The sequence below is a fragment of the Kribbella sp. WER1 genome (genome assembly GCF_054189145.1).
Genome location: NZ_CM135186.1, coordinates 8,018,420 through 8,041,529, shown reverse-complemented (window position 1 = coordinate 8,041,529; position 23,110 = coordinate 8,018,420). Strand labels below are relative to the sequence as shown.

Sequence of the window (23,110 nt, the reverse complement as noted above, 5' to 3'; positions counted from 1 at the left end):
CGCCTACCGCGTCAGGCGCAGCGTCGTACTGCCCGTCCTCGTCAGGAGCTGGGGACGGGCGGTCAGCACGACTCGGGTGACCTGGTCGCCCCAGATGTCCGAGAGTTTGGGGTCGGTGAGCGGGAGCGGCTCGAGCTCGGCGGTCAGGTGCGCGTCGTCGTACCGGATCGTCAGATTGTTGACAATGATCGTGCCCGGCTCGTGCGTCGGCTCGCCGTGCAGGATCAGGTGCCAGACGAGCTCGGCCGGGTCGTCGGCCAGCTCCCAGGTGTCCGTCACCTGGTCGAGCGCGAAGCTCCGCCGCCAGGAGCGGATCCCGGCGGCCGCGGGGTAGGCCGACGACAGGTCGACGGCCTCGGCGGTCATGCCGGTCGCGTGGAACTCACGGCCGGCCTGCTGGGAGAACCCGTTGATCCGTGGCAGGTTGTGGTAGTCGCTCTGCATCGTGAAGATCTGGTAGCGGTCCTCGGAGAACGTCTGCCGCGTGTACGTGCCGACGCCGAGATCGATCACCCGCGGGACACCGTCCACCGCGACGACGAACGTGCCGACGTCGTTGTGGTTGTGCGACTCCGCGTTGTGCCCGCCCTTCCACGCGAGCAGCACGTCCTCGGTCCGCGCGACCACCACCTCGGTGTCCGGAAGGTAGACGTTCTGCTTGTCGACAATCCGATCGTCGACACGCAGGCCCCGTTCGAGCAGCGCGCCGGCCACCCGGAGCATCGACGGAATCCGCGGGACCAGCGGGTCGTCGCGGTGCCGGATCACCCGCGCATGCCCGCGCGCGGACGGCTCGTCCGTGTGGACGCCGAGCCGGTACAGCGGGTACGCCGCCGACGGGTCGGCCAGCTGCGCCGGACAGTCCGCGAAGTTCACGTACCACCGGTCGTCGATGTGCATAGCCGGCAGGTACGCCGTGATCGGCCGCAGCTTGGGATGCCCGAACCCGTCGAGCACACCGGCCGTCGCGTCGTACAGCAGCACCAGATTGTCCGCGACCGACCCACCCGCGCGGGTCCAGTACGAGGCGCCCTCGTCGCAGCCGCCGTCGTCCGGATACGAGTCCAGGAACACGTCGAGCCCCTGCACGACCAGGTCGACGATCTGCGCCCGCCGTACCGGATCCTTCTCGAGGAGCAGCACGCAGGCGGTGACGTTGGAGTGGATCCACGGGTTCCAGTTGTTGGTGAACCCAACCAGCCACCGCCAGTCCCGGACCTCCACGAACGGCGCCAGCACCCGCCGGTCCACCTCGACCGCTATCCGCTCCCGCGTCGGCCCGTCCAGCACCGGCCCGAGCAGGTGATCGATCCACGCGAGCAACCCGCCGGTCTCCGCGCAGAACAGGTCCAGGTCCCGATCCCCCGGCCGCGGCAACGGCTCGCTCCGCTCGAGCGCCGACGTCGCGTGCGCCGGCACCGTCCAGGTCACCTCGTCACACAGCAACCACACCCCGTCGACGACATCCGCCACCCACGCGTCGTCCCCGGTCAGCAACGCCGCCAGCGCACTCGTCACCACCCGCCGCCGCCGCGCGAAGTACGGCGTCTCGTACGTCTCGCGGTCGCCCTCCCGCTGGTACTGCGCGAAGTCCCGCGCCAGCAGCACCGGCCACTCCCCGGCCGCCACCTTCGAGGCCTCCGCGAGCAACGCCGCCCGATCCCCCGCCGGTACGCCGGCCCAGGCGTCCCGCCGGTCAATCCCGGGCAGCACCCGTCCCACCTTCCCCAACGCCCGAACCAGCAACTCCGTCGGCAACAGGTCCCGCAGTGTCTGAGGCACCCGGACAACCTACCGGCGGCCGGGTTTAGACGATTCAATCACGGTCCGACTAGACTGCAACGGACCGAGTCGGCTGCTGGACGGGGGATGATGGCGACGCCCAGCATCAAGGAGGTCGCCCGGCAGGCCGGGGTCTCGGTAGGGACCGTCAGCAACTTCCTGAACCGGCCGGCGATCGTGGCGCCGGCGACCCGGAAGCGGGTGCAGGACAGCATCGAGGCGCTCGGCTTCGTGCGCAACGAGGCGGCGCGGCACCTGCGGGCCGGGCGCAGCCGGACGGTCGGACTGGTGGTGCTCGACGTCACGAACCCGTTCTTCACCTCGCTCGCCGAAGGTGCGGAGTCGCTCGCGTACGAGCACGACAGCGTGGTGATGCTCTGCAACAGCAAGACCGACCCGGTGCGGGAGATGCACCACCTCGACCAGCTCGAGCAGCAACGCGTGATGGGCGTCCTGATCACGCCGTTCGACAGCAACGACCCGCAGCTCGGCGCGCTGGTCGAGCGCGGTACTCCGGTGGTGCTCGTCGACCGGACGGCCGACCGCGGGTTGTGCTCGGTCTCGGTCGACGACCAGCTCGGCGGCCGGCTGGCCGGCAGCCACCTGATCGAGTCCGGGCATCGCCGGATCGCCTTCATCGGCGGGCCGTTCAGCATGCAACAGGTTGCCGACCGCAAGGACGGCATCGCCCAGGTGGTCGCGGCGGCCGACGGCGTCGAACTGCAGTGCCACGAGGTCGACGTGATGGGCGTCGTCGAGGGCCGCGCGATCGGCGAACGGATCGCCGCCCTGCCACCGCGCTCCCGGCCGACCGCGGCGTTCCTCGCGAACGACCTGCTGGCGATCGGCTTCCTGCAGGGCATGGCGGTCGCCGGGCTCCGGGTGCCGCGCGACATGGCGATCGTCGGGTACGACGACATCGACTTCGCCCGCGCCGCCGCCGTACCGCTGTCGTCGGTCCGGCAACCGGCCGAGCTGCTCGGCCGGTCCGCGATGGAGCTGCTCCAGGAAGAGGTCGAGGACACCGACCGGCACCGGCACCGCCAGGTGATCTTCCAGCCCGACCTGATCGTCCGCGAGTCGAGCGACTACCGACGCCGCCGATGACGCTGCTGTACGAGAACCCGCTCGCCGCGGCGGCCGATCTCGGCGGCTTCCGGCTGGAAGGCGACGGCACGACGTCCTTCCCGCTCGGGCGGCTGCGCCTGGAAAGCCTGCAGCCGGACGCGAACGTGGTGCTCTGGTGCCCCGAGGACTTCCCGCCCGACATCGCCGTGGAGTGGGACTTCTGGCCGATTCGCGAGCCGGGTCTGTGCATCCTGTTCTTCCACGCCCGCGGCCGCGCCGACGAGGACCTCTTCGACCTCCAGCCACGCACCGGCCCGTACGACCAGTACCACCACGGCGACCTCGACACGTACCACGTCTCGTACTTCCGGCGGCGCTGGTCGGAGGAGCGGGCGTTCCACACCTGCAACCTGCGCAAGAGCTACGGGTTCCATCTGGTCGCGCAGGGCGCCGACCCGATCCCGGACGTCACCGACGCCGACGGACCGTACCGGCTGCGGCTGACCGTCCGGGACGGCGGGATCACGTTCGCGATCAACGACCTGGTCAGCTTCGGTTGGCAGGACCAACAGCCGCTGGCCGGCGGCAAACTCGGCTTCCGGCAGATGGCACCGCTGATCGGCGAGTACGCCAACCTGCGCGTGACCAGTCTCTGACAAACGCTTTCCCAAGCCTTGACATTGAGACGATTCAACCATACGGTCACACCACTTTTCACCGTTGAAGAGGGCGGGAACCGGTATGGGCACAGGGTGGGCGATCAAGCTCTACGGCGTTGCGGACGAGGTCGTCTGGACGATCAAGCTGAACGCGCTGTGGATCCTGTTCACACTGGCCGGCGGAATCGCGCTGGGTATCGGCCCGGCCACGCTCGCGGCATATTCGCTCGCCAGACGCAGGTCATCCGATGAATCGTTTCATGCCTTCCCCGCTTTCCGTACCGCGTTCCGCCGGGAGTTCCGGCGTGGCACGGTGCTGGTGCTCCCCCTGGTCGCGGCCGCCGTCGTCCTTGTCGGCAACTATCTGTACTTCGCGGCGCTCGGGGTCGCACTCCCCCGCCTGGCCAGCCTGTTCGCGCTCGTCGCGCTCGGGCTGATCGCCGGCTACGCGTTCCCGATGGCCGTGCACTACGACCTCGGGACCCGCATGTTGTTGCCCAAGGCATCGCTGATCGCGCTCGCGCGGCCGGCGTCGTCCCTGGTCCTGCTGTTCGTGGCGGTGTCCGTCGGCTACCTGTCGGTGCGGTTCCCGGTGTTCGGGATCCTGCTCGCCGGCGGCGCCTGGATCCGCCTCGACACCTGGCTCTGCCTGCGCTTCTTCGCCGAGAACGACGCGCGCCTGCACCCCAGTAGTCACTGAAAGGGAACTCATGACCATCTTCTCCCCCCGGCGGCTCGCCGTCGCCGCAGTCACGACGGCACTGCTCGCCGCATCAGCCTGCTCCGGCGGTGGCGACTCCAAAGGCCAGGAGGCCAGTAACGAGCTGACCGTGATGGCACCGCTGTTCGGCACCGCGCCGGCGCCGAACGGCGAGCTGCAACAGGCGGTCGAGAAGCTGATCGGCAAGAAGCTGCAGATCACCTGGGTGCCGAACGCGGAGTACGGCGACAAGTCGAACGTCACGCTGGCCTCGGACAAGATCCCCGACATCATGGTCGCGAACGAGAAGAGCCCGTCGTTCGTGAAGGCGGCCGAGGCCGGCGCGTTCTGGGACCTGACCGGCAAGCTCGACAAGTACCCGAACCTCAAGCCCGCCGACGCGCAGACCGCGAAGAACTCGCAGACCAACGGCAAGATGTACGGCATCTACCGGGTCCGGCCGCTGCTCCGCTCCGGCATCGTGATCCGCAAGGACTGGCTGGCCAAGCTCGGCCTCAAGGAGCCGGAAACCGTCGACGACCTCTACACCATCGCGAAGGCCTTCACCGAGAAGGACCCAGACGGCGACGGCAAGAAGGACACCTACGGCCTGATCATCCCGAAGTGGCCTGGCGGCTACGCGAGCGCCAGCCCGTACGACGTGATCGAGACCTGGTTCGGCGCGCCGAACGGCTGGGGTGAACGCGACGGAAAGCTGGTGCCGGGCTTCGACACCCCGGAGTTCCTGAAGGCGAACGAGTGGCTGCGGGGCTGGGTCAAGGAAGGCCTGGTGAACCCGGACTTCGCGACCCTCGACAGCGCGAACTGGAACGACCCGTTCGTGCAGGGCAAGGGCGGCATGATCATCGACGTGAACGTGCGGGCCACGCAGTTGCTCGACCTGTTCAAGGAGAAGAACCCGAAGGACTTCGACAAGGTCACGCTGGTCGGCAACCTGAAGGGCCAGGACGGCCAGAAGCACTCGTACCCGTTCACCGGCTACAACATGGTGATCGCGATCTCCAAGCAGCACGTGCGCACCGAGCAGCAGCTCGACGACGTACTGAAGACGCTCGACAAGCTCGAGTCCAAGGAGGGCTCGATCCTGCTGACGAACGGGATCGAGGGCCGCAACTTCAAGGTCGACGGCAACTATGCGGTGCCGGTCAACCAGGACGACCCGAAGGTCAAGGCGATCCAGAACGACGTCGACAAGGGCTTCATCCAGCTCGGCACCCGGGCGTCGGTCGGGCTCGGCGCGTACGCGCTGCGGCCGAACGACGAGGCCAGCCGGGCGATGCGGGAGAAGTTCGACGTGCTGATGAACGAGGACCTGAAGACCGCCGTGTTCAACCCGGCGCTGAGCATCATCGCGCCGACCGCTATCGCCAAGGGCCAGACGCTGGACACGATCATTCCGGACGCCCGGATCAAGTACCTGTCCGGCGCGATCACCGAGGACCAGCTGAAGGCGCAGATCAAGCGCTGGTACGACAGCGGCGGCACGGACATCGTCAAGGAGGTCAACGACCTGTCCGCGAAGGCAGGCGGCTGACCGATGGCCAACGTCCTCCGCTACCGATGGCTGTACCTGTTGCTGCTGCCGGGCCTCGTGTACTTCGTGGTGTTCAAGTACCTGCCGATGTACGGCCTGACGATCGCGTTCAAGGACTACGTACCGTTCCTGGGCTACTCAGGCAGCGAGTGGGTAGGGCTGAAACACTTCCAGGAGCTGTTCAGCGGACCCGACTTCGGCCGGCTGCTCTTCAACACGCTGCTCCTCGCATTGTTGACAATCCTCTTCGTCTTCCCGGCGCCGATCGTCGTCGCGCTGCTGCTGAACGAGCTGCGCGTCAACGTGCTCAAGCGATCAGTGCAGTCGCTGGTCTACATCCCGCACTTCCTGTCGTGGACGATCGTCGCGTCGCTGACGTACCTGTTGTTCTCGGTCGACTTCGGCGTGATCGCGAACTGGATCCACGGCCTCGTCGGCGGGCAGAAGACCGACTACGTCGCGCAGGCGGCGTGGTTCCGGCCGCTGATCGTGCTGCAGCTGCTCTGGAAGCAGACCGGCTGGGGCACGATCATCTACCTGGCCGCACTGGCCGGTGTGGACTCGCAGCTGTACGAGGCGGCCCGGGTGGACGGCGCCGGCCGCTGGCGGCAGTTCTGGCACATCACGCTGCCGGCGATCCGGCCGACGATCGTGGTGATGGCGATCCTGACGTCCGGGCACCTGATGGACTCCGGGTTCGAGCAGATCTGGCTGATGACGACCTCGCTGAACCGCGACGTCGCGGATGTGTTCGACACGTTCGTCTACTACATCGGCATCACCCAGGGCTCGTTCAGCTACGCGACCGCGGTCGGCCTGTTCAAGGGCGTCATCGGCGTGGTGCTGATCTTCGGCTCCAACCTGCTGGCCAAACGCATGGGCCAGCGCGGCCTGTTCTGAGGGGATTCGATGAAGCAACGAGTGCGGTACTACGACTCGGTCGGGAGCCGGGTCTTCGACGTCGTCAACGTCGTGTTCCTGACGGCTCTGGCGCTCGTGACGGTGCTCCCGCTGCTGTACGTGCTGGCCGGGTCGTTCGCGACCGAGTCGGAGATCAGCTCGCGGCCGTTCTTCCTCTGGCCGCACAAGTTCGTCACCGACACGTACCACTACATCTTCTCCACCGACACGTTCGTGCGGGCGTTGCTGACCACGGTCCTGGTGACCGCGGTCGGCACGGTGATCCAGCTGGTGCTGACGCTGACGATGGCGTACCCGCTGGCGAAGCGGTTCCTGCCGGGGCGGGCACTGGTGCTGAACCTGGTGATCTTCACGCTGGTGTTCAGCGGCGGCATGATCCCGACATACCTGGTGGTGCGCGATCTCGGATTGCTCGACAGCTACTGGGCGCTGATCCTGCCGCTGGCGATCAACCCGTTCTACCTGATCGTCGTGAAGAGCTTCTTCCAGGAGCTGCCGGAGGCGCTCGAAGAAGCGGCACGGATCGACGGGTGCAACGAGCTGAACGTGTTCCTGCGGATCGTGCTGCCGTTGTCGAAGCCGATCATCGCGACGTTCTCGCTGTTCTACGCGGTCGGGATCTGGAACGACTACATGTCGCCGTTGCTCTACATCGACGACAGCAAGAAGTGGACGCTGCAGATGATAGTCCGCCAGCTGACCGCGGCGAACGCGGACTCGGCGAACGTGCTGCAACAGCTGGAGACCGTGACGTTCCCCGAGCAGGGCCTGAAGTTCGCGGTCGTGGTGGTCGCGACGCTGCCGATCCTGTTCTTCTACCCGTTCCTGCAGAAACACTTCGCGAAGGGCGTACTGATCGGATCGGTGAAAGAATGACCACACTTCATTGGCTCGAAACCCCTTGCAGACAGGGCGTTTCCTGGGGCGTCCCGTGGCCGTGCGGGACAGTTGCCGAGGGCACCCGGCTCGCGTTGGCCGACGGTACGCCGGTGCAGAGCTGGACGACCGCGACCTGGCCGGACGGGTCCGTCAAGTGGTCGGCGCACGCGATCGGTCCGGCGGAGCGGCCGGAGCCGTCGTACGAGCTGGTGCCCGGGGAGCCGGCCGAGCCGACGCAGCCGGTGCAGGTGGAGCGGTCCGGTGCCGAGCTGCGGGTGACGTCGGGGGCGATCACCTGGACGTTGCGTACGCCGTACCTGATCGCGTCGATCGCTTCCGGTGGGCGGGAGATCGTCCGCGAGGTGCGGCCGGTCAGCATCCGCGACGGCCGGCAGACGACGGGGATTGTCGACAATCTTATTGTCGAACAGCACGGGCCGGTGCGGGCCGCCGTCCGGCTCGAAGGGCGGCACGGCGACTGGCTGCCGTTCTCGGTGCGGTTGTACTTCTATGCGGGCGCCGCAGACGTCCGCGTGGTGCACAGCTTCGTGTGGGACGGGGACCCGGAGCAGGACTTCCTGGCCGGGCTCGGGATCAGCTCCGACGTCGTCATGCGCGACGAGCCGCACAATCGCCACGTCCGGCTCGCCGGTCCGTCCGGCTTCCTCACGGAGGCGGTCCGCGGTCTGACCGGCCTGCGGCGCGACCCCGGCGAGGAGGTACGCCGTCAGCAGGTGGCCGGTGAGGCTGTTGCCGACATCCCCAACCCCGACGTAGCCGACCGTCTGCACCTCGTCCCGCAGTGGAACGACTACACGCTCGACCAGAACAGTGCCGACGGCTTCACCCTCCGCAAACGCACCGCCCCGGGACGCGGGTGGGTGACGATCCCGTCCGGCACCAGGGCACCCGGCTACGGGTACGTCGGCGGCGTGAGCGGCGGACTCGGCTTCGGACTCCGGGACTTCTGGAAGCTGCACCCGACCCGCCTGGACATCCGGAACGCGGCAACCGACGTAGCCACCGCCACGGTGTGGATGTGGTCACCCAGCGCGCCACCCATGGACATGCGCTACTGGCACGACGGCATGGGCCAGGACACGTACGAGGAGCAGCTCGAAGGTCTCGAGATCACGTACGAGGACTACGAGCCCGGCTTCGGCAACGCGCACGGCATCGCCCGCACGCACGAGCTCCGGCTGCGCGTCCACGACTCCACACCGTCCGCAGCCGAGCTGTCCGAGCACGTCTCACTGCTGAACTCCCCCGGCCTCCTGACCGTCGCCCCGGCGCGGCTGCTGGAGGCGGGCGTGTTCGGCACCTGGAGCCTGCCGACCGCGGACCACCAGGACATCGAGGCCCGGCTGAACTTCCTGTTCCAGTACTACGTCGCACAACGCGAGGAGCGCCGCTGGTACGGGTTCTGGGACTACGGCGACGTCATGCACACGTACGACGCCGACCGGCACACGTGGCGGTACGACGTGGGCGGGTTCGCGTGGGACAACTCCGAACTGTCGCCAGACCTGTGGCTCTGGTACCAATATCTGCGGACCGGCCGCGCGGACGTGTTCCGGTTCGCAGAGGCGATGACCCGGCACACGGGCGAGGTCGACGTACATCATCTGGGCCGTTTCAAGGGCCTGGGGTCGCGGCACAACGTGCAGCATTGGGGGTGCAGCTGCAAGCAAGTACGGATCTCCAGCGCGATCTACCGGCGCTTCTACTACTACCTGACCGCTGACGAGCGCACGGGCGACCTGCTGGACGAGCTCGCCTCCATCGAGGACACGTTCCTCAGCACCGACCCACAGCGCAAGGTACGGCCGGACGTCTACTCCCCCGACCCACACGCGCTCTCCATCGAGCTAGGTGTCGACTGGGGCGCGCTGGCCGCCGCATGGCTCACCCGTTGGGAGCGACACGGCGACGAGCGAGCACGGGCGCGGCTCTTGGGGACCATGGCCGACATAGCGTCCCTACACTACGGCTTCCTGACCGGTAACGCCCGGCTGGACCTGTCCACCGGCCGTTTCGACACCAGCCGCCAGGGCATCGCCATCTCGCATCTCTCCAGCCTCTTCGGGCTCCCTGAGCTCTGTTCCGAGCTGATCGACCTGGACCTCGACGTACCCGGGTTCGAGAAGGCCTGGCTCGACTACTGCCGGCTGTACCTGCTCTCGCCCGAAGAGCAGGCGGCTGAGCTCGGCCAGCCGCTGCAGGGCATCTCGCAAGAACTGGCCCACAGCCGCTTGGCCGCGTACGCCGCCGCGCGCACAGGCGACCCCGAGCTCGCACGGCTGGCCTGGCGCACATTCCTTGTGGACAAGGCCGAATGGAAAACCACACGCGTTGACGGCTGCCTGATGCCCGTCGACGAGGCCGCCTTCATCAGCACCAACGGCGCAGCGCAGTACGCGCTGGCAGCGATCCAGAACCTGTCCCTGATCCCCGAACACCGACACGACAGAGGTGGAACGGCATGGAGGTCTCCCGACGCACAGTCCTAGCAGGAATGGCCGCAGTACCTGCGGTGTCCCTGCTCGACACCACCCAACCGGCCGCGGCAGCAGCCGCTCCGGACGTGAAGCTCAGCTGGCTCGAAGGCAAGCCCACCACGGCCGCTGTCACGACTTGGGGTACGCCGTGGCCGAAGGGCGCCGTACCGGCGAACCAGTCGTTCGCGCTCACGTCCGCGGACGGCACCGCCGTTCCGCTGCAGAGCTGGCCGACCGCGTACTGGCCAGACGGAACGCTCAAGTGGAGCGCGCACGCGATCGCCGTGGACGCCCCGGCCGAGTCCTACACGCTCGGCCCCGGTACGGCGACCGCGCCCGCGCAGCCCGTCACGGTCGCCGACGAGAAGATGTACGTCGACGTGAACACCGGCGTGATCAAGGTCCGGATCCGCAAGAGCGGCACCGACCTGATCAGCCACATCTGGCGCGGCAGCGTGCTGATCGCGCACAAGGGCCGGCTGATCAACCTCAAGCAGGACAAGATCGCCGACGACGAGGAAGGCGGTGCTGTCCGGGAACGGTTCGACAGCGACATCACGAAGGTCACCGTCGAGCAGTCCGGGCCGGTGCGGGCCGTGGTCCGGATCGAAGGGCGGCACAAGTCGCGCAAGGGCGTGACCTGGCTGCCGTTCTCGGTGCGGCTGTACTTCGTGGCCGGTGCGGAGAACGTGCGGATGGTGCACACGTTCGTGTACGACCGCGACGGGCAGAAGGACTACGTCGCCGGGCTCGGTGTGCGGTTCTCGGTGCCGATGCGGGACGCGGCGTACGACCGGCACGTCCGGTTCGTCGGCGAAGGGCACGGCATGGTGTCCGAGGCGGTGCAGGGCATCACCGGGCTGCGGCGCGACCCGGGCGCCGGCGTACGGTCCGCACAGATCGCGGGGACCAAGCTGCCGGATCCGGCGACCTGGGACCAGCGGGTGACGACGCGGCTGCAGTGGATCCCGCAGTGGGGCGACTACTCGCTCAGCCAGCTGACCGCGGACGGGTTCACCGTCCGCAAACGGACCGCGACAGGCCGGGGCTGGGTGTCCGTCGACCAGGGTAAGCGGGCGTCCGGGCTCGGGTACGTCGGCGGGGTGAGCGGCGGATTCGCCTTTGGGCTCAGGGACTTCTGGCAGCGGCACCCCACCCAGCTGGACGTCCGGAACGCCGCGAGCGACGACGCCGAGGTCACCGTCTGGCTGTGGTCGCCCGCGGCCGGTGCGATGGACACGCGGTTCTACCACGACGGTATGGGCGAGGACACGTACCCGAAGCAGCTGGACGCGCTCGAGATCACCTACGAGGACTACGAGCCCGGTTTCGGTACGCCGTACGGCATCGCGCGGACGTCGGAGCTGACGTTCTGGGCGCTCGGGGCGACACCCAACGCTGCGCGGCTGGGCGACATGGCGGACCAGGTACGGACTCCGCCGCAGCTGGTGAATCCCGTGGACCAGCTGGTGAGTACACGGGTGTTCGGCGGGCTGTTCACGCCGGTGGACCGGTCGGTGCCGGCCAAGAAGGCGATCGAGGACCACCTCGACTTCCTGTTCGACTACTACCGCGGGCAGGTCGAGTCACGGCACTGGTACGGGTTCTGGGACTACGGCGACATCATGCACACGTTCGACGAGGACCGGCTGGTGTGGCGGTACGACGTCGGCGGGTACGCGTGGGACAACTCCGAGCTCTCCCCGGACCTGTGGCTCTGGTACGCGTTCCTGCGGTCCGGGCGCGCCGACATCTTCCGGTTCGCGGAGGCGATGACCCGGCACACCGGCGAGGTCGACGTGTACCACCTCGGCAAATGGGCCGGCCTCGGGACGCGGCACGGCGTACAGCACTGGGCGGACAGCGCGAAACAGCAGCGCATCAGTACGGCGGCGTACCGGCGGTTCTACTACTACCTGACCGCCGACGAGCGGACGGGCGACCTGCTGTCGGAGCTGGTCGACTCGGACCAGACGTTCCTGGTGCTGGACCCGCTGCGGAAGATCCGGACCGAGCCGTACACGCCCGACCCGCACGCGCTGTCGATCGGCCTCGGGACGGACTGGAGCGGGCTCGCGGCCGCCTGGCTGACCGAATGGGAACGGCAGGGCCCGAAGGCGGCCGTGGCGAAGGCGAAGCTGCTCGGGACGATGGAGACGATCGGCGCGATGCCGAACGGGTTCGTCACCGGGAGCGGGCTGTACGACCTGGACACCGGCCGGTTCGCGCCGGTGACCGCGAAGACTGTCAGCGTGTCGCACCTGAGCGCGATGTTCGGCGAGGTGGAGATCTGTGCCGAACTGATCGACCTGGTCGACCTACCGGCGTTCGAGGCCGCCTGGCTGCAGTACTGCCGCCTGTTCAACGCGACCCGCGCGGAACAGACGGCCGAGTGTGGCGCGTACTTCGGCAACCTCATCCTCCGCCAGGGCCACGCCCGGCTCACGGCGTACGCCGCCGTCCGCCTGAACCGCAACGACCTGGCCGCGCGCGCCTGGAAGGAGTTCTACACCGGCGACGGCTACGCCCCGGCCCTCCCTTGGTCGGCCGACGACGTCACGTCCACCCTGAACCCGACCAAGGCCGCCAAGTGGGTGTCCACCAACACCACAGCCCTCTACGGCCTCGCCGCCATCCAAACCCTCGCTCTGGTAGGCGACCAGATCGTCAACCCGTGACACACGAACCCGGGGAGGATCTCTGTCCAGATCAGGAAGAGATCCTCCCCGGGTCCCTGGAACCGGAGGGGGCGGAGGTCAGCCGACCTCGGCCATGATTTCGTCCGACACGTCGAAGTTGGCGTAGACGTTCTGGACGTCGTCGCTGTCTTCGAGAGCGTCGATCAGGCGGAAGATCTTGCCGGCGCCGTCGGCGTCCAGTTCCACCGTCATGGACGGGACGAACTGGACGTCGGCGGACTCGTAGTCGATGCCGGCGTCCTGCAGGGCGGTGCGGGCCGCGACCATGTCGGTGGCCTCGGTGACGACCTCCCAGGACTCGCCGAGGTCGTTCACCTCGTCGGCGCCGGCCTCCAGGACGGCCTCCATCACGTCGTCCTCGGACAGCGACTTACCGTCCTGGTCCTTGTTGAGGACGATGACGCCCTTGCGGTTGAACAGGTACGCGACCGAGTTCGGGTCGGCGAGCGAGCCGCCGTTGCGGGACATCGCCGTCCGGACGTCGGCGGCGGCCCGGTTCCGGTTGTCGGTGAGGCACTCGACCAGCATCGCCACGCCGTTCGGGCCGTAGCCCTCGTACATGATCGTCTGGTACTCCGCGCCGCCCGCCTCGGCACCGGAGCCGCGCTTGACGGCGCGGTCGATGTTGTCGTTCGGGACCGACGACTTCTTCGCCTTCTGGATGGCGTCGTACAGGGTCGGGTTCCCGCCAGGGTCGCCACCGCCCATCCGGGCGGCCACCTCGATGTTCTTGATCAGCTTCGCGAAGAGCTTGCCGCGCTTCGCGTCGATGACGGCCTTCTTGTGCTTCGTGGTGGCCCACTTGGAGTGGCCTGACATGGCGAACCAACCCTTCTCACTGCAACGAACGTCTAAAGGCCGCGGACCAGCTCGGCGAAGTACCCGTGCAGCCTGGCGTCCCCGGTCATCTCCGGATGGAACGACGTGGCCAGCAGCCGATCGTGGCGAACCGCGACGATCCTACCTGCGGCAGGGCCCGACCTCACCGTCGAGAGTACCTGGACACCCGGACCGACGCGCTCCACCCACGGTGCGCGGATGAACACAGCATGGTACGGCGTGTCGAAGCCGGGGAACTCGAGATCGGCCTCGAACGAGTCGACCTGGCGGCCGAACGCGTTCCGCCGGACCGTGACGTCCAGCCCGCCGAGCGTCTCCTGGCCGCTGATCCCGCCGGCGATGTCGTCGGCGAGCATGATCATCCCGGCGCAGGTCCCGAACACCGGCATCCCGTCCGCGATCCGCTTCTGCAGCGGCTCGAACAGCTCGAACGACCGGGCCAGCTTGTACATCGTGGTCGACTCGCCGCCCGGGAGCACCATCGCGTCGACCTGCTCGAGCTCCGCGGGGCGCCGTACCGGACGAGCCTCCACGCCGACCGCGGTCAGCATCGCGAGGTGTTCGCGCACGTTGCCCTGCAGTGCGAAGACACCGATCACGGTCACGGGGCCTCCCGGTCTGGACTGAGGAGCGGAGCGACGAGGGAAGACCGGGAGCAAAAGCCCCGTGACCCGTCGCGACGGAGTCGCGACATCAGTGCAGTCACAGCGTCACTCTCCGTTGCCAGTTCAGCGTGACTTCGATGCGGCCCTCGTCGAAGACCGCGGGGAGGTCGTGCTGGTGCAGGAGCGCGAGCACGTCCTCGAGGAGCGGCTCGCCGGGGGCGACATTGGCGGTGTCGGGGTGCCAGACCTTCAGCTCGAGCATCCCGAAGTCGACCGCGTGCCAGACGTCGGTGTCGGTGAAAAACACCAGCCCCTGCGGGTCGTCCGCGGCCTCCAGCACCCGCCGGGCGACGTGGTGGTCGGTCGTGTACCGGACCACCACGACGCCCAGGGACTCCAGCTCACTCAGTACGTCGTCCAGCCGGTCCGAATCGGTGATCGCGGGCCAGCCGGCCGTCTCCTGCTCGAGGTCCATCACGGCCTCGCCGAGCAGCAGCGGCACCAGCGAGGACGCGTCCATCGACGGCGCGTCCTCCTGGACCGCCTCGGTCAGCGCCGCCGTGATCGCCGCGTGGTCCGCATACCCGGACCGCACCAGGACGCGGGCCAGGCCGCGCAGTTCCCGGGCGGTCCGCTCGTCGACGTGCATGCTCCCAAGCGTAGTCCAGGGCAGGTCGCCCGCTCCCGCGCCGTAGCGAGGAGGTGCTCGGTGCGGTAGCTCGGCGCGCGGGGGCGAAGGTCTCGATGCGGAGCATCGTGGCCTTTGCACCCGTGCGGCGAGATGCCGTGCCGAGTGCCCCGCAGTAGGCGTGGGAGCGGGCGACCTGCCCTACCGCCTACTTGACACCGCCGGCGGTGGCGGAGGCCTGCAGTTGCCGCTGGAAGATGATGTAGACGACCAGCACCGGCGCCACGGTGATCACCACGGCGGCGAACAACGCGCCGAAGTCCACCGCGTACCCGGCCTGCGACGCGAACGACGCCATGCCCTGGGAGAGCACGTAGTTGTTCGAGTCGGTGTTCAGCGCGACCGGCAGCAGGAACTGGTTCCACAACCCGAGGAAGTTGAAGATGGCAACCGAGGCCATGCCCGGCCGCGCCATCGGCAGCATCACCGAGAAGAACGAGCGCCACTCCCCCGCGCCGTCGATCTGCGCCGCCTCGTACACCTCGCCCGGCAGCTGCTTGAAGAACGAGTGCAGGAAGAACACGGTGAACGGCAGCGCGAACGCGACGTAGGTGATGATCAACCCTGGCAGGGTGTTCAGCAGCGAGAGGTTCTTGAGGACGAAGAACAGCGGCACGATCGCCAGGAAGACCGGGAAGGTCAGGCCGGCCAGCATCGCGTAGTAGATCAGCCGGTTGCCCGGGAACGTGAACCTGGCCAGCACGTACGCGCACATGGCGCCGAGGACCATCACCAGCACCAGCGCGCACCCGACGACGACCACCGTGTTGAGGAAGTACCGGCCGATACCGGCCGTCGTCCAGGCGTTCGCGTAGTTGCTGAACCGCAGCTTGCTCGGCAGCGCCAGCGGGTTGCCGAGCACCTCCTGGGTCGACTTGAACGAGGAGATCAGCGTCCACACCAGCGGCAGGACCACCAGCAGCGACCAGATGATCAGCGCGACGTGGGCGGTGGCGGCGACGCCCCGGCCCTCGCGGGCCCCGTGCACCTGGGGGCGGGAGGCGGTGACCGGTTCGGCGGTCGTAGTCATCGGCGTACCTTTCGCTCACGTCCGCCGGTCAGGGCGTTCACCAGGAAGACGATGAACGCGAACAGCAGCGTCACGGCGGCGAGGACCACGCCCATCGCCGTCGAGTAGCCGAACTGCCCCTTGGTGAAGGCGGTGGTGAACAGTTGCTGGGGCATGACCAGGGTCGAGTTCTGCGGGCCGCCGCCGGGGTTCAGCGCCTGCATGTAGACGAACGCGTCCAGCGCGGCGATCCCCAGATAGATGTACGCCGTCTGCACGTTGTCCCGGATCAGCGGCAGCGTGATGCCCACCGCGGTCCGGAACCGGCCGGCGCCGTCGATCCGGGCGGCCTCGAAGACCTCCGGGTCGATACCGCGGATGGCCGCGATGAACAGCACCATGTAGAAGCCGACGCCGCCCCAGATCATCACGAACATCGAGACCGGCATCGCGGTCCGCGCGTCGCCGAGCCAAGCGAAGTTCGCCATCTGGTGCAGGCCGATCTTCGACAGCACGGCGTCCAGGATGCCGGAGCCCGGCGTGAACACCTGCGCCCAGATCAGGCCGATCACGATCGCCGGGATGACGTACGGGAAGAACGAGACGATCCGGTAGAAGCTGGAGTTCTTCAGCCCACGGACCGTCCCGGTGCCCGAGCCGCCGGTCGTCACCAGCGTGGCCAGTGTCAGCGCCAGCACGATCGTGACGATCGGCACCACGATCGCGAGTTCGACGTTGTTCCGGACGGCCTTCAGGAAGATGTCGTCGTGGAACAGCTTCACGTAGTTGTCGAAGCCGACGAAGTTCATCCCCGAGCTGAACCCGGACCAGTCGGTCAGCGAGTAGTACAGCGCCTGCACGAACGGGGAGACCACGAAGACGATGAAGATCGCCAGCGGCAGGCCGAGGAACACGACCATGAAGCTGACCCGGTCGAAGGTCAGCGGCCGGCGCCGCCGGGTGCCGGATCGCTTGGATCCGGCACCCGGCACCACATCTTGCGTCACGGTCACTTCGTGACCGGAATCTTCTTGACGGAGGGGTCGTTGCGGACCTTGTCCATGATCTGCTGCAGGCCCTTCGTCAGGCCGGCCGCGTCCAGCTGGCCGGACAGGAACGAGTTCCAGACCACCAGCTGGTCGGTGTTCATGCCGTACAGGCCGAACACCTGGTAGTCGAAGACGTTCGTGCCGGCGGCGTCCAGCATCTGGGTCTGCGACTGCAACGCGGTCGAACCGAAGCCGTCGGCGGGGACGAGGCCCTTGACGATGGTCGGTGCCAGCCGCGTCTTGGCGAAGTTGGTCGCCGCGTCCTTGGACAGCATCGCCCGCAGCAGTTCCTTGCCGCCGGCGACGTTCTTGCCCTTCGACGGGACGATGTACGGCTCACCCGCCGCGCTGCGCAGCGACGCGTACGGCAGCTTCGGGCTGTCGGTGAGCGTCGGCTCCGGGACGCCCTTCATGTCGAAGCCCGCCTTGGTGGCCTTCTTCATCTCGTTCTCGATCCACGAGCCCGAGGGGTAGAGGATCGCCTGCTGGTCGTTGCTCCACTTCGCCTGCGCGGCGGTGAACTGGGTACCGGCGCCACCGGGGACGAAGTACCCGTTCTTGACCATGGTCTCCAGGGCCTTGAAGATGCCCTGGAACTGCGGCATCGACCAGGCGTTCGGCTTCAGGTTCTCCAGCGCCAGCCGGACCTCGTCGCCACCCTCCTTGATCGCGCCGTCGACGGCCATCGTGTGGTAGTAGGTCGCGGCTTCCTTGCCCCAGACGAACAGGTACTTGCCCTTCGCCTTGGCCTTGGCGCCGAGGTCGAGAAGCTCGGGGTACGTCTTCGGCGGGGTCCAGCCGTTCTCCTTGAACAGGCTGTCGGAGTACCAGATGCCGTACAGGGTGAGGACGTAGTTCATCGCGACGAACTTGCCGTCGAACGTACCCGGGTTCTTCGCACCCGGGTACAGGGTGTCGGCGATCTTCGTGCCCTCGTAGTTGTTGGCCTCGAAGAGGTCGTCCAGCGTCTCCAGCTGGTCCAGGATCGTGTTGAAGCCGATCTGGCCGGCGCCGGAGTTGTCGATCAGGTCCGGCGGGTTGCCGCCGACGAAGCGCGGCTGCAACTGCTGGGCGATCTGCGTGGACGGCGACACCTTGAACGTCGAGCCCGACTGCTTCTTCTGCGCCACGTCGGCCGCGAACTGCACGTAGTCGTAGCCGTAACCGCCGTTGAAGATCACCGCGTCGACCGTCGACTTGGCCGCCATCCCGAACGGGTTGTCGGCGCTCTTGGTCCCGGTCGAGCCGGAGCTGTTGCTACCGGTGTTGCCGCTGCTCGCGCAGCTGGCCAGCGCGCCGCTGAGGGGAAGCACCGCGGCCGCCGCCAGGCTCCCCCGCAGGAAACCTCGACGTCCGATCTTGCTGGTCTCGCTCATGTGGTCCTGCCTCTTCTCGCTAGATTCCCGACGGTGCTGTTGGCACCTGCCCCTTGTGGTGAGCGTCCCCCGTTCCGTTGGCGGCCAGCGCTCGGTGCGGCTGGATGCTCACGGTCCAGCCCCACGATTGACAGCAGTGCGCGTTCGGACCCACTGCACGCCCGGGTATTTTCGCAGTATCTTGACCAAAGTCGTTCGCCGTCAAGCCTTGCGACGGCGAGTCCCGGACCCGGCGACCGGCGGGCAACCAGCCTCGAACGACTTCTGCAGCGCACGAACCCACGCTTACCGTCCTACCGCACCACCGCGACCGACGCGCCGAATCCGATCCCATTTCGTGACCTCAGAGCAAAGCAAACCCGGCCGCCGGTGTGAATCCGGCGACCGGGTTCGGTCGGTTCAGGTTCGTTTACCAGCCGCGCTCGGCGAGCCGGTGCGGCTGCGGGATCTCGTCGACGTTGATGCCGACCATCGCCTCGCCGAGGCCGCGGGACACCTTCGCGATCACGTCGGGGTCGTCGTGGAAGGTCGTTGCCTTCACGATCGCCTCGGCGCGCTGCGCGGGGTTGCCGGACTTGAAGATGCCGGAGCCGACGAACACGCCCTCGGCACCGAGCTGCATCATCATCGCGGCGTCGGCCGGGGTCGCGATGCCGCCGGCGGTGAACAGTACGACCGGCAGCTTGCCGAGCGCGGCGACCTCCTTGACCAGCTCGTACGGCGCCTGCAGCTCCTTCGCGGCGACGTACAGCTCATCCTCGGGAAGGCTCTGCAGCTTGCGGACCTCCTGGCGGATCTGGCGCATGTGCGTGGTCGCGTTGGACACGTCACCGGTACCGGCCTCGCCCTTGGAGCGGATCATCGCCGCACCTTCGGTGATCCGGCGCAGCGCCTCGCCGAGGTTGGTCGCGCCGCAGACGAACGGCACCGTGAACTGCCACTTGTCGATGTGGTTCGCGTAGTCGGCCGGGGTGAGCACCTCGGACTCGTCGATGTAGTCCACACCGAGGCTCTGCAGCACCTGGGCCTCGACGAAGTGTCCGATCCGGGCCTTGGCCATCACGGGGATCGAGACCGCGCCGATGATGCTGTCGATCATGTCCGGGTCGCTCATCCGGGAGACGCCGCCCTGCGCGCGGATGTCGGCCGGGACCCGCTCGAGCGCCATCACCGCGACCGCGCCCGCGTCCTCGGCGATCTTGGCCTGCTCGGCGGTGACGACGTCCATGATCACGCCGCCCTTGAGCATCTCCGCCATGCCGCGCTTCACCTTCGCGGTACCGGTCTCGTTCTGCTGGCTCACTGCATCCTCCTGGTCGTGGGGCTCGTTTCCCAGGTTAGGAGGTGACAGGCACCCAACTTCAGTCCACTCCGGATCAAGTGGACTGAAGCGCCTCAGCGAGCCGGGCGACCACCAGCCGCAGCGTCGCCGGCGGCGCGGTGAACGGGATCCGGATGTGCCGGCGGTCGGTCGCGTCCGGCGTGAACAGGTCGCCGGCGCCGAGCAGGAGGGACCGCTCGCGGGCCGCGTCCAGGACCCGCCGCGAGCGGGTCTCGGTCAACTCCAGCCAGAGCGTCATACCGCCGGTCGGGGTGGCCCACGCCACACCGTCGAGCGACCGCAGACCGGTCTCCAGCGCGTTCAGGTTGGCGCGCAGCCGCGTTCGTCGTCGTCCGATCACCTTGTCCAGCTTGGGAACGATCGCCTGCGCCAGCAGATCGTCCAACGCGCTCGGCGATGCGACACTCAGCTGCGCAGCCGTGTTGATCCGTCGTCTCAACTGCTTCCCGGTGCGCACCCACCCGACCCGCAACCCACCCCACACCGTCTTGGACAGCGAGCCCACACTGACAGTCCGGGGATAGCGACTCAGCGGATCGGCCTGCTTACCACTCGCCAGCCACAACGGCCGCATGGTCTCGTCACTGATCAGCGCCGCCCCATAACGCCGTGCGATCTCCACCACGGTCTGCCGCCGATCGGCAGGCAGGCTCAACCCGGTCGGGTTGTGGTTGTCCGCCTGCAGGTAGATCACCTTCGGCCGATGCCGCCGGCACAGGTGCGCCAGCTGATCGGTGTCCCACACACCCGCCGGCCAGCCCGCCACATCCAGCCGATGCTTACGCAACAGATCGAAGGCCGCCGGGTACGTCGGGGTCTCGGTGATCGCGACGCCCGGGCCGAGGTCCAATCCGGCCAGGGCCGCATTCAGCCCGGCCGCTGCCCCGACGGTCAGCGTGAGCTGCTCCGGCTCGGTCGGAACGCCTTCCTTGGTGAGGCGTTCGGCCAGCGCGGCCCGCAGCTCCGGCGAACCACCCGGCGGCGGACCGTCCCCGCCCATCGCCTGCGGTAGCCCGTCCTGCACGATCTGCGCCGCCGCCTCCGCTACGTCGTGCGGCGCGGCCGTGGTCGCGAAGCGCAGGTCCAGCACCGGCCGGTCCCCCGCGGTCACCGTCGACGCCGGCGCGACCGGGTCCAGCAGCCGGTCGAGTGGTCGTACGACGGTCCCCGACCCGCGCTTCGTCTCCAGTACGCCGTCCCGCCGCAGGTTCTCCAGCGCCCGGACGACGGTCACCCGGCTGACACCGAGGCGCTCCGCCAGTACCCGCTCCGACGGCAGCCGCGACCCGATCGACAGGTCGCCGCGTTCGATCCGCCGCAGTACCAGCCCCTCGACCTGCTCGGTCTTGGTCCCGTCCGCGGTATCCAGGTCCCCCACCCGCCACATAAGTCCAGCTTCCCACAACTGGCCTTACGCCCGTCCTTGAGCACCGATCAACCAGTTTTCCGCTCCGGAGATGGTTGGTACGTGCCCAAAGTGCGGGGTGCGAGAGTGTCGGCGGGAGGTGTGAGGATTTGGGGGTGGACGAGAGGTGGGCGATCGCCCCGGCCGAGGGTGGGGGCGCGACGCTGGTCGCGTTGCACCCGGACGGGCAGCCTGCCGGGGAGATTCGGCACGAGCCCGACCTGGTCGCGGCGGTGGCGTCGCGGCCGCAGGTGGCGCGTTGGGTGTGGCGGTCGTCGGCGGAGATCTACCCGCGGCTGCTCGCGGCCGGTGTCCGGGTGGAGCGGTGCTACGACCTCGAGAACACCGAGGGCCTGCTGCTCGGACACGAGGGCCGGCTCGGCGAGCCCCGGTCCGCGGCGGCCGCGTGGGGCCGGTTGAGCGGCGGCCCGGTGCCGGCCGATCCGCCGCTGCGCGCCGTCGTGCCGGGTGAGCAGTCGTCGCTGTTCGAGATCGCGGTCGAGCCGGTCCCGTTCGGCGCGCTGCTGAAGGTGTACGCCGACCAGCTCCGGCGGCACGGCCTGACCGAGTACCCGGACCGGATGCGGTTGCTCACGGCATCGGAATCGTCCGCGATGCTGATCGCCGCCGAGATGGACCTGGCCGGGCTGCCGTGGAGCGCCGACGCGCACCGGGCGGTGCTGAGCGAGCTGCTCGGCGAGCGCTTCGCCGGGTCCGGTGAACCGCGCCGGCTGACCGAGCTCGCGGACGAGATCTCGGCCGCGTTCGGGCATCGGGTGCGGCCGGAGCTGCCGGCCGACGTACTGAAGGCGTTCAAGCAGGCCGGGTATCAGGTGAAGTCGACGCGGAAGTGGGAGCTCGAGCACCTGGACCATCCGGCGGTGGCGCCGCTGCTGGAGTACAAGAAGCTCTACCGGATCTACACGGCGAACGGGTGGAGCTGGTTGAACGACTGGGTCCACGACGGGCGGTTCCGGCCCGGGTTCCTGCCGGGCGGGACGGTGTCGGGCCGGTGGGTGACCAACGGCGGCGGCGGGCTGCAGATCCCGAAGGTGATCCGGCGGGCGGTGGTCGCGGATCCCGGGTGGCGACTGGTGGTCGCGGACGCGTCGCAGCTGGAGCCGCGGATCCTGGCCGCGATCTCCCGCGATCCCGCGCTGATGGCGGTCGCGAGCGATCCCGGCGACCTGTACAAGGCCGTGTCCGACCAGGCGTTCGCGGGTGACCGCGCGCAGGCGAAGATCGCCGTACTGGGCGCGATCTACGGGCAGACGTCGGGCGACGGCCTGAAGAACCTGGCGATGCTGCGCAAACGGTTCCCGCAGGCGGTCGCGTACGTCGACGACGCCGCCCGGCTCGGCGAGGAAGGCCGCCTGGTCCGCACGTACCTGGGCCGCACCTGCCCGCCCGCCGGTCACGCCCTCGACGCCGCGCTGCTCGAAGGACCGCCCGCCGACGTACCCACCACCGATCCCCGGCACGCCCGCGCCCGCGGCCGCTTCACCCGCAACTTCGTCGTCCAGGGCTCGGCCGCCGACTGGGCGCTGCTGCTCCTGGCCGCCCTCCGCCAGGCCCTCACCCCGCTCAAGGCAGAGCTGGTCTTCTTCCAGCACGACGAGGTGATCGTGCACTGCCCCGCGGACGAGGCCGACCAGGTCGCCGCCGCGATCCAGCAGGCCGGAGACCTCGCCGGCACCCTCACGTTCGGCCCGACCCCGACCAACTTCGCCTTCACGACGGCAACCGTCCAGGTGTACGCCGACGCCAAATAGGCGGCCCGGATTTCGATGGGAACCGAATAGCTGGTCCTGGCCTCTCACACTTGTATGTTCGGTGTCGCCTGGAGTTCGGGAAGGCGAATATCCAGGCCTGGTGAAAGGAAGTGCTGTCATGGCCCGCAAGTTCGGACGAGGCGAAGTCACCAAGAAGGAATCCAAGACGAAGGACAAGGTCGAGTCCGGCGAGGCGGTCAAGGTCTCCTGGAAGGAAGCCAAGCGGTACGCGCAGTCGCAGAAGCGACTTGGCCGATAGCAAC

General features: G+C 68.2%; 19 protein-coding genes. 10 read left to right on the top strand and 9 right to left on the bottom strand.

Features of this window, described 5'->3' with window-relative positions:
* Nucleotides 1–3 precede the first annotated feature (3 nt).
* Complete coding sequence (locus ACXJJ3_RS39170; protein WP_458167052.1) at nt 4–1,782, bottom strand: hypothetical protein; 1,779 nt, start codon at nt 1,780–1,782, stop codon at nt 4–6.
* An 87-nt stretch (nt 1,783–1,869) separates the two neighbouring features.
* Here ACXJJ3_RS39170 and ACXJJ3_RS39165 point away from each other — a divergent pair, with 87 nt between their 5' ends.
* From ACXJJ3_RS39165 to ACXJJ3_RS39130, 8 genes are all read left to right on the top strand, one after another.
* Entirely contained in the window at nt 1,870–2,889 is a 1,020-nt protein-coding gene (locus ACXJJ3_RS39165; protein WP_458167051.1) for a LacI family DNA-binding transcriptional regulator, read from the top strand.
* Nucleotides 2,886–3,506 (top strand): DUF1961 family protein, encoded by a 621-nt coding sequence (locus ACXJJ3_RS39160; protein ID WP_458167049.1) that lies wholly within the window; start codon nt 2,886–2,888, stop codon nt 3,504–3,506. Before ACXJJ3_RS39165 ends, ACXJJ3_RS39160 begins: the two co-directional genes overlap by 4 nt.
* An 85-nt stretch (nt 3,507–3,591) precedes the next feature.
* Nucleotides 3,592–4,209: a YesL family protein gene (locus ACXJJ3_RS39155; RefSeq protein WP_458167048.1), complete on the top strand. Its 618-nt coding sequence runs from the start codon at nt 3,592–3,594 to the stop codon at nt 4,207–4,209.
* Nucleotides 4,210–4,219: 10 nt separating this feature from the next.
* Nucleotides 4,220–5,764, top strand: coding sequence for an extracellular solute-binding protein (locus ACXJJ3_RS39150; RefSeq protein ID WP_458167047.1), 1,545 nt, complete (start codon nt 4,220–4,222; stop codon nt 5,762–5,764).
* A 3-nt stretch (nt 5,765–5,767) separates the two neighbouring features.
* Entirely contained in the window at nt 5,768–6,664 is an 897-nt protein-coding gene (locus tag ACXJJ3_RS39145) for an ABC transporter permease (protein WP_458167046.1), read from the top strand.
* A 9-nt stretch (nt 6,665–6,673) separates the two neighbouring features.
* Complete coding sequence (locus tag ACXJJ3_RS39140) at nt 6,674–7,561, top strand: carbohydrate ABC transporter permease (protein ID WP_458167045.1); 888 nt, start codon at nt 6,674–6,676, stop codon at nt 7,559–7,561.
* The gene (locus tag ACXJJ3_RS39135; protein WP_458167044.1) at nt 7,558–10,074 is read left to right on the top strand and encodes an exo-rhamnogalacturonan lyase family protein; all 2,517 of its coding nucleotides are present in this window, start codon (nt 7,558–7,560) and stop codon (nt 10,072–10,074) included. The genes ACXJJ3_RS39140 and ACXJJ3_RS39135 overlap by 4 nt, the downstream gene beginning before the upstream one ends.
* A 5-nt stretch (nt 10,075–10,079) precedes the next feature.
* Nucleotides 10,080–12,740, top strand: coding sequence for an exo-rhamnogalacturonan lyase family protein (locus ACXJJ3_RS39130; RefSeq protein WP_458167043.1), 2,661 nt, complete (start codon nt 10,080–10,082; stop codon nt 12,738–12,740).
* Between the two features lie 78 nt (nt 12,741–12,818).
* On the opposite strand, the gene ACXJJ3_RS39125 is transcribed toward ACXJJ3_RS39130, so the two are convergent.
* The 8 genes from ACXJJ3_RS39125 to ACXJJ3_RS39090 all read right to left on the bottom strand — a co-directional run bounded on the left by ACXJJ3_RS39125 (nt 12,819) and on the right by ACXJJ3_RS39090 (nt 21,057).
* A complete protein-coding gene (locus ACXJJ3_RS39125; protein ID WP_458167042.1) occupies nt 12,819–13,580 on the bottom strand; it encodes a YebC/PmpR family DNA-binding transcriptional regulator in 762 nt (253 codons plus the stop codon).
* A gap of 32 nt (nt 13,581–13,612) precedes the next feature.
* Complete coding sequence (gene pdxT / locus ACXJJ3_RS39120; RefSeq protein ID WP_458167041.1) at nt 13,613–14,206, bottom strand: pyridoxal 5'-phosphate synthase glutaminase subunit PdxT; 594 nt, start codon at nt 14,204–14,206, stop codon at nt 13,613–13,615.
* 97 nt (nt 14,207–14,303) lie between these two features.
* On the bottom strand, nt 14,304–14,855 hold the full coding sequence (locus ACXJJ3_RS39115; protein ID WP_458167039.1) for a DUF6891 domain-containing protein: 552 nt from the start codon (nt 14,853–14,855) through the stop codon (nt 14,304–14,306).
* 187 nt (nt 14,856–15,042) lie between these two features.
* Nucleotides 15,043–15,924, bottom strand: a complete 882-nt coding sequence (locus tag ACXJJ3_RS39110) for a carbohydrate ABC transporter permease (protein ID WP_458167038.1) — start codon at nt 15,922–15,924, stop codon at nt 15,043–15,045.
* Entirely contained in the window at nt 15,921–16,916 is a 996-nt protein-coding gene (locus ACXJJ3_RS39105; RefSeq protein ID WP_458167036.1) for a carbohydrate ABC transporter permease, read from the bottom strand. Before ACXJJ3_RS39105 ends, ACXJJ3_RS39110 begins: the two co-directional genes overlap by 4 nt.
* Nucleotides 16,913–18,328: an N-acetylglucosamine/diacetylchitobiose ABC transporter substrate-binding protein gene (gene ngcE / locus ACXJJ3_RS39100; protein ID WP_458167035.1), complete on the bottom strand. Its 1,416-nt coding sequence runs from the start codon at nt 18,326–18,328 to the stop codon at nt 16,913–16,915. Before ngcE ends, ACXJJ3_RS39105 begins: the two co-directional genes overlap by 4 nt.
* A gap of 409 nt (nt 18,329–18,737) precedes the next feature.
* On the bottom strand, nt 18,738–19,631 hold the full coding sequence (gene pdxS, locus ACXJJ3_RS39095; protein WP_458167033.1) for a pyridoxal 5'-phosphate synthase lyase subunit PdxS: 894 nt from the start codon (nt 19,629–19,631) through the stop codon (nt 18,738–18,740).
* 73 nt (nt 19,632–19,704) lie between these two features.
* Nucleotides 19,705–21,057: an aminotransferase-like domain-containing protein gene (locus ACXJJ3_RS39090; protein ID WP_458167031.1), complete on the bottom strand. Its 1,353-nt coding sequence runs from the start codon at nt 21,055–21,057 to the stop codon at nt 19,705–19,707.
* A gap of 134 nt (nt 21,058–21,191) precedes the next feature.
* Between ACXJJ3_RS39090 and ACXJJ3_RS39085 the strand changes: the two genes are divergently transcribed.
* Together ACXJJ3_RS39085 and ACXJJ3_RS39080 are read left to right on the top strand one after the other, a co-directional pair.
* Nucleotides 21,192–22,847, top strand: a complete 1,656-nt coding sequence (locus tag ACXJJ3_RS39085) for a bifunctional 3'-5' exonuclease/DNA polymerase (RefSeq protein WP_458167029.1) — start codon at nt 21,192–21,194, stop codon at nt 22,845–22,847.
* A 118-nt stretch (nt 22,848–22,965) separates the two neighbouring features.
* Nucleotides 22,966–23,106, top strand: coding sequence for a hypothetical protein (locus ACXJJ3_RS39080; protein WP_458167027.1), 141 nt, complete (start codon nt 22,966–22,968; stop codon nt 23,104–23,106).
* Nucleotides 23,107–23,110 lie beyond the last annotated feature (4 nt).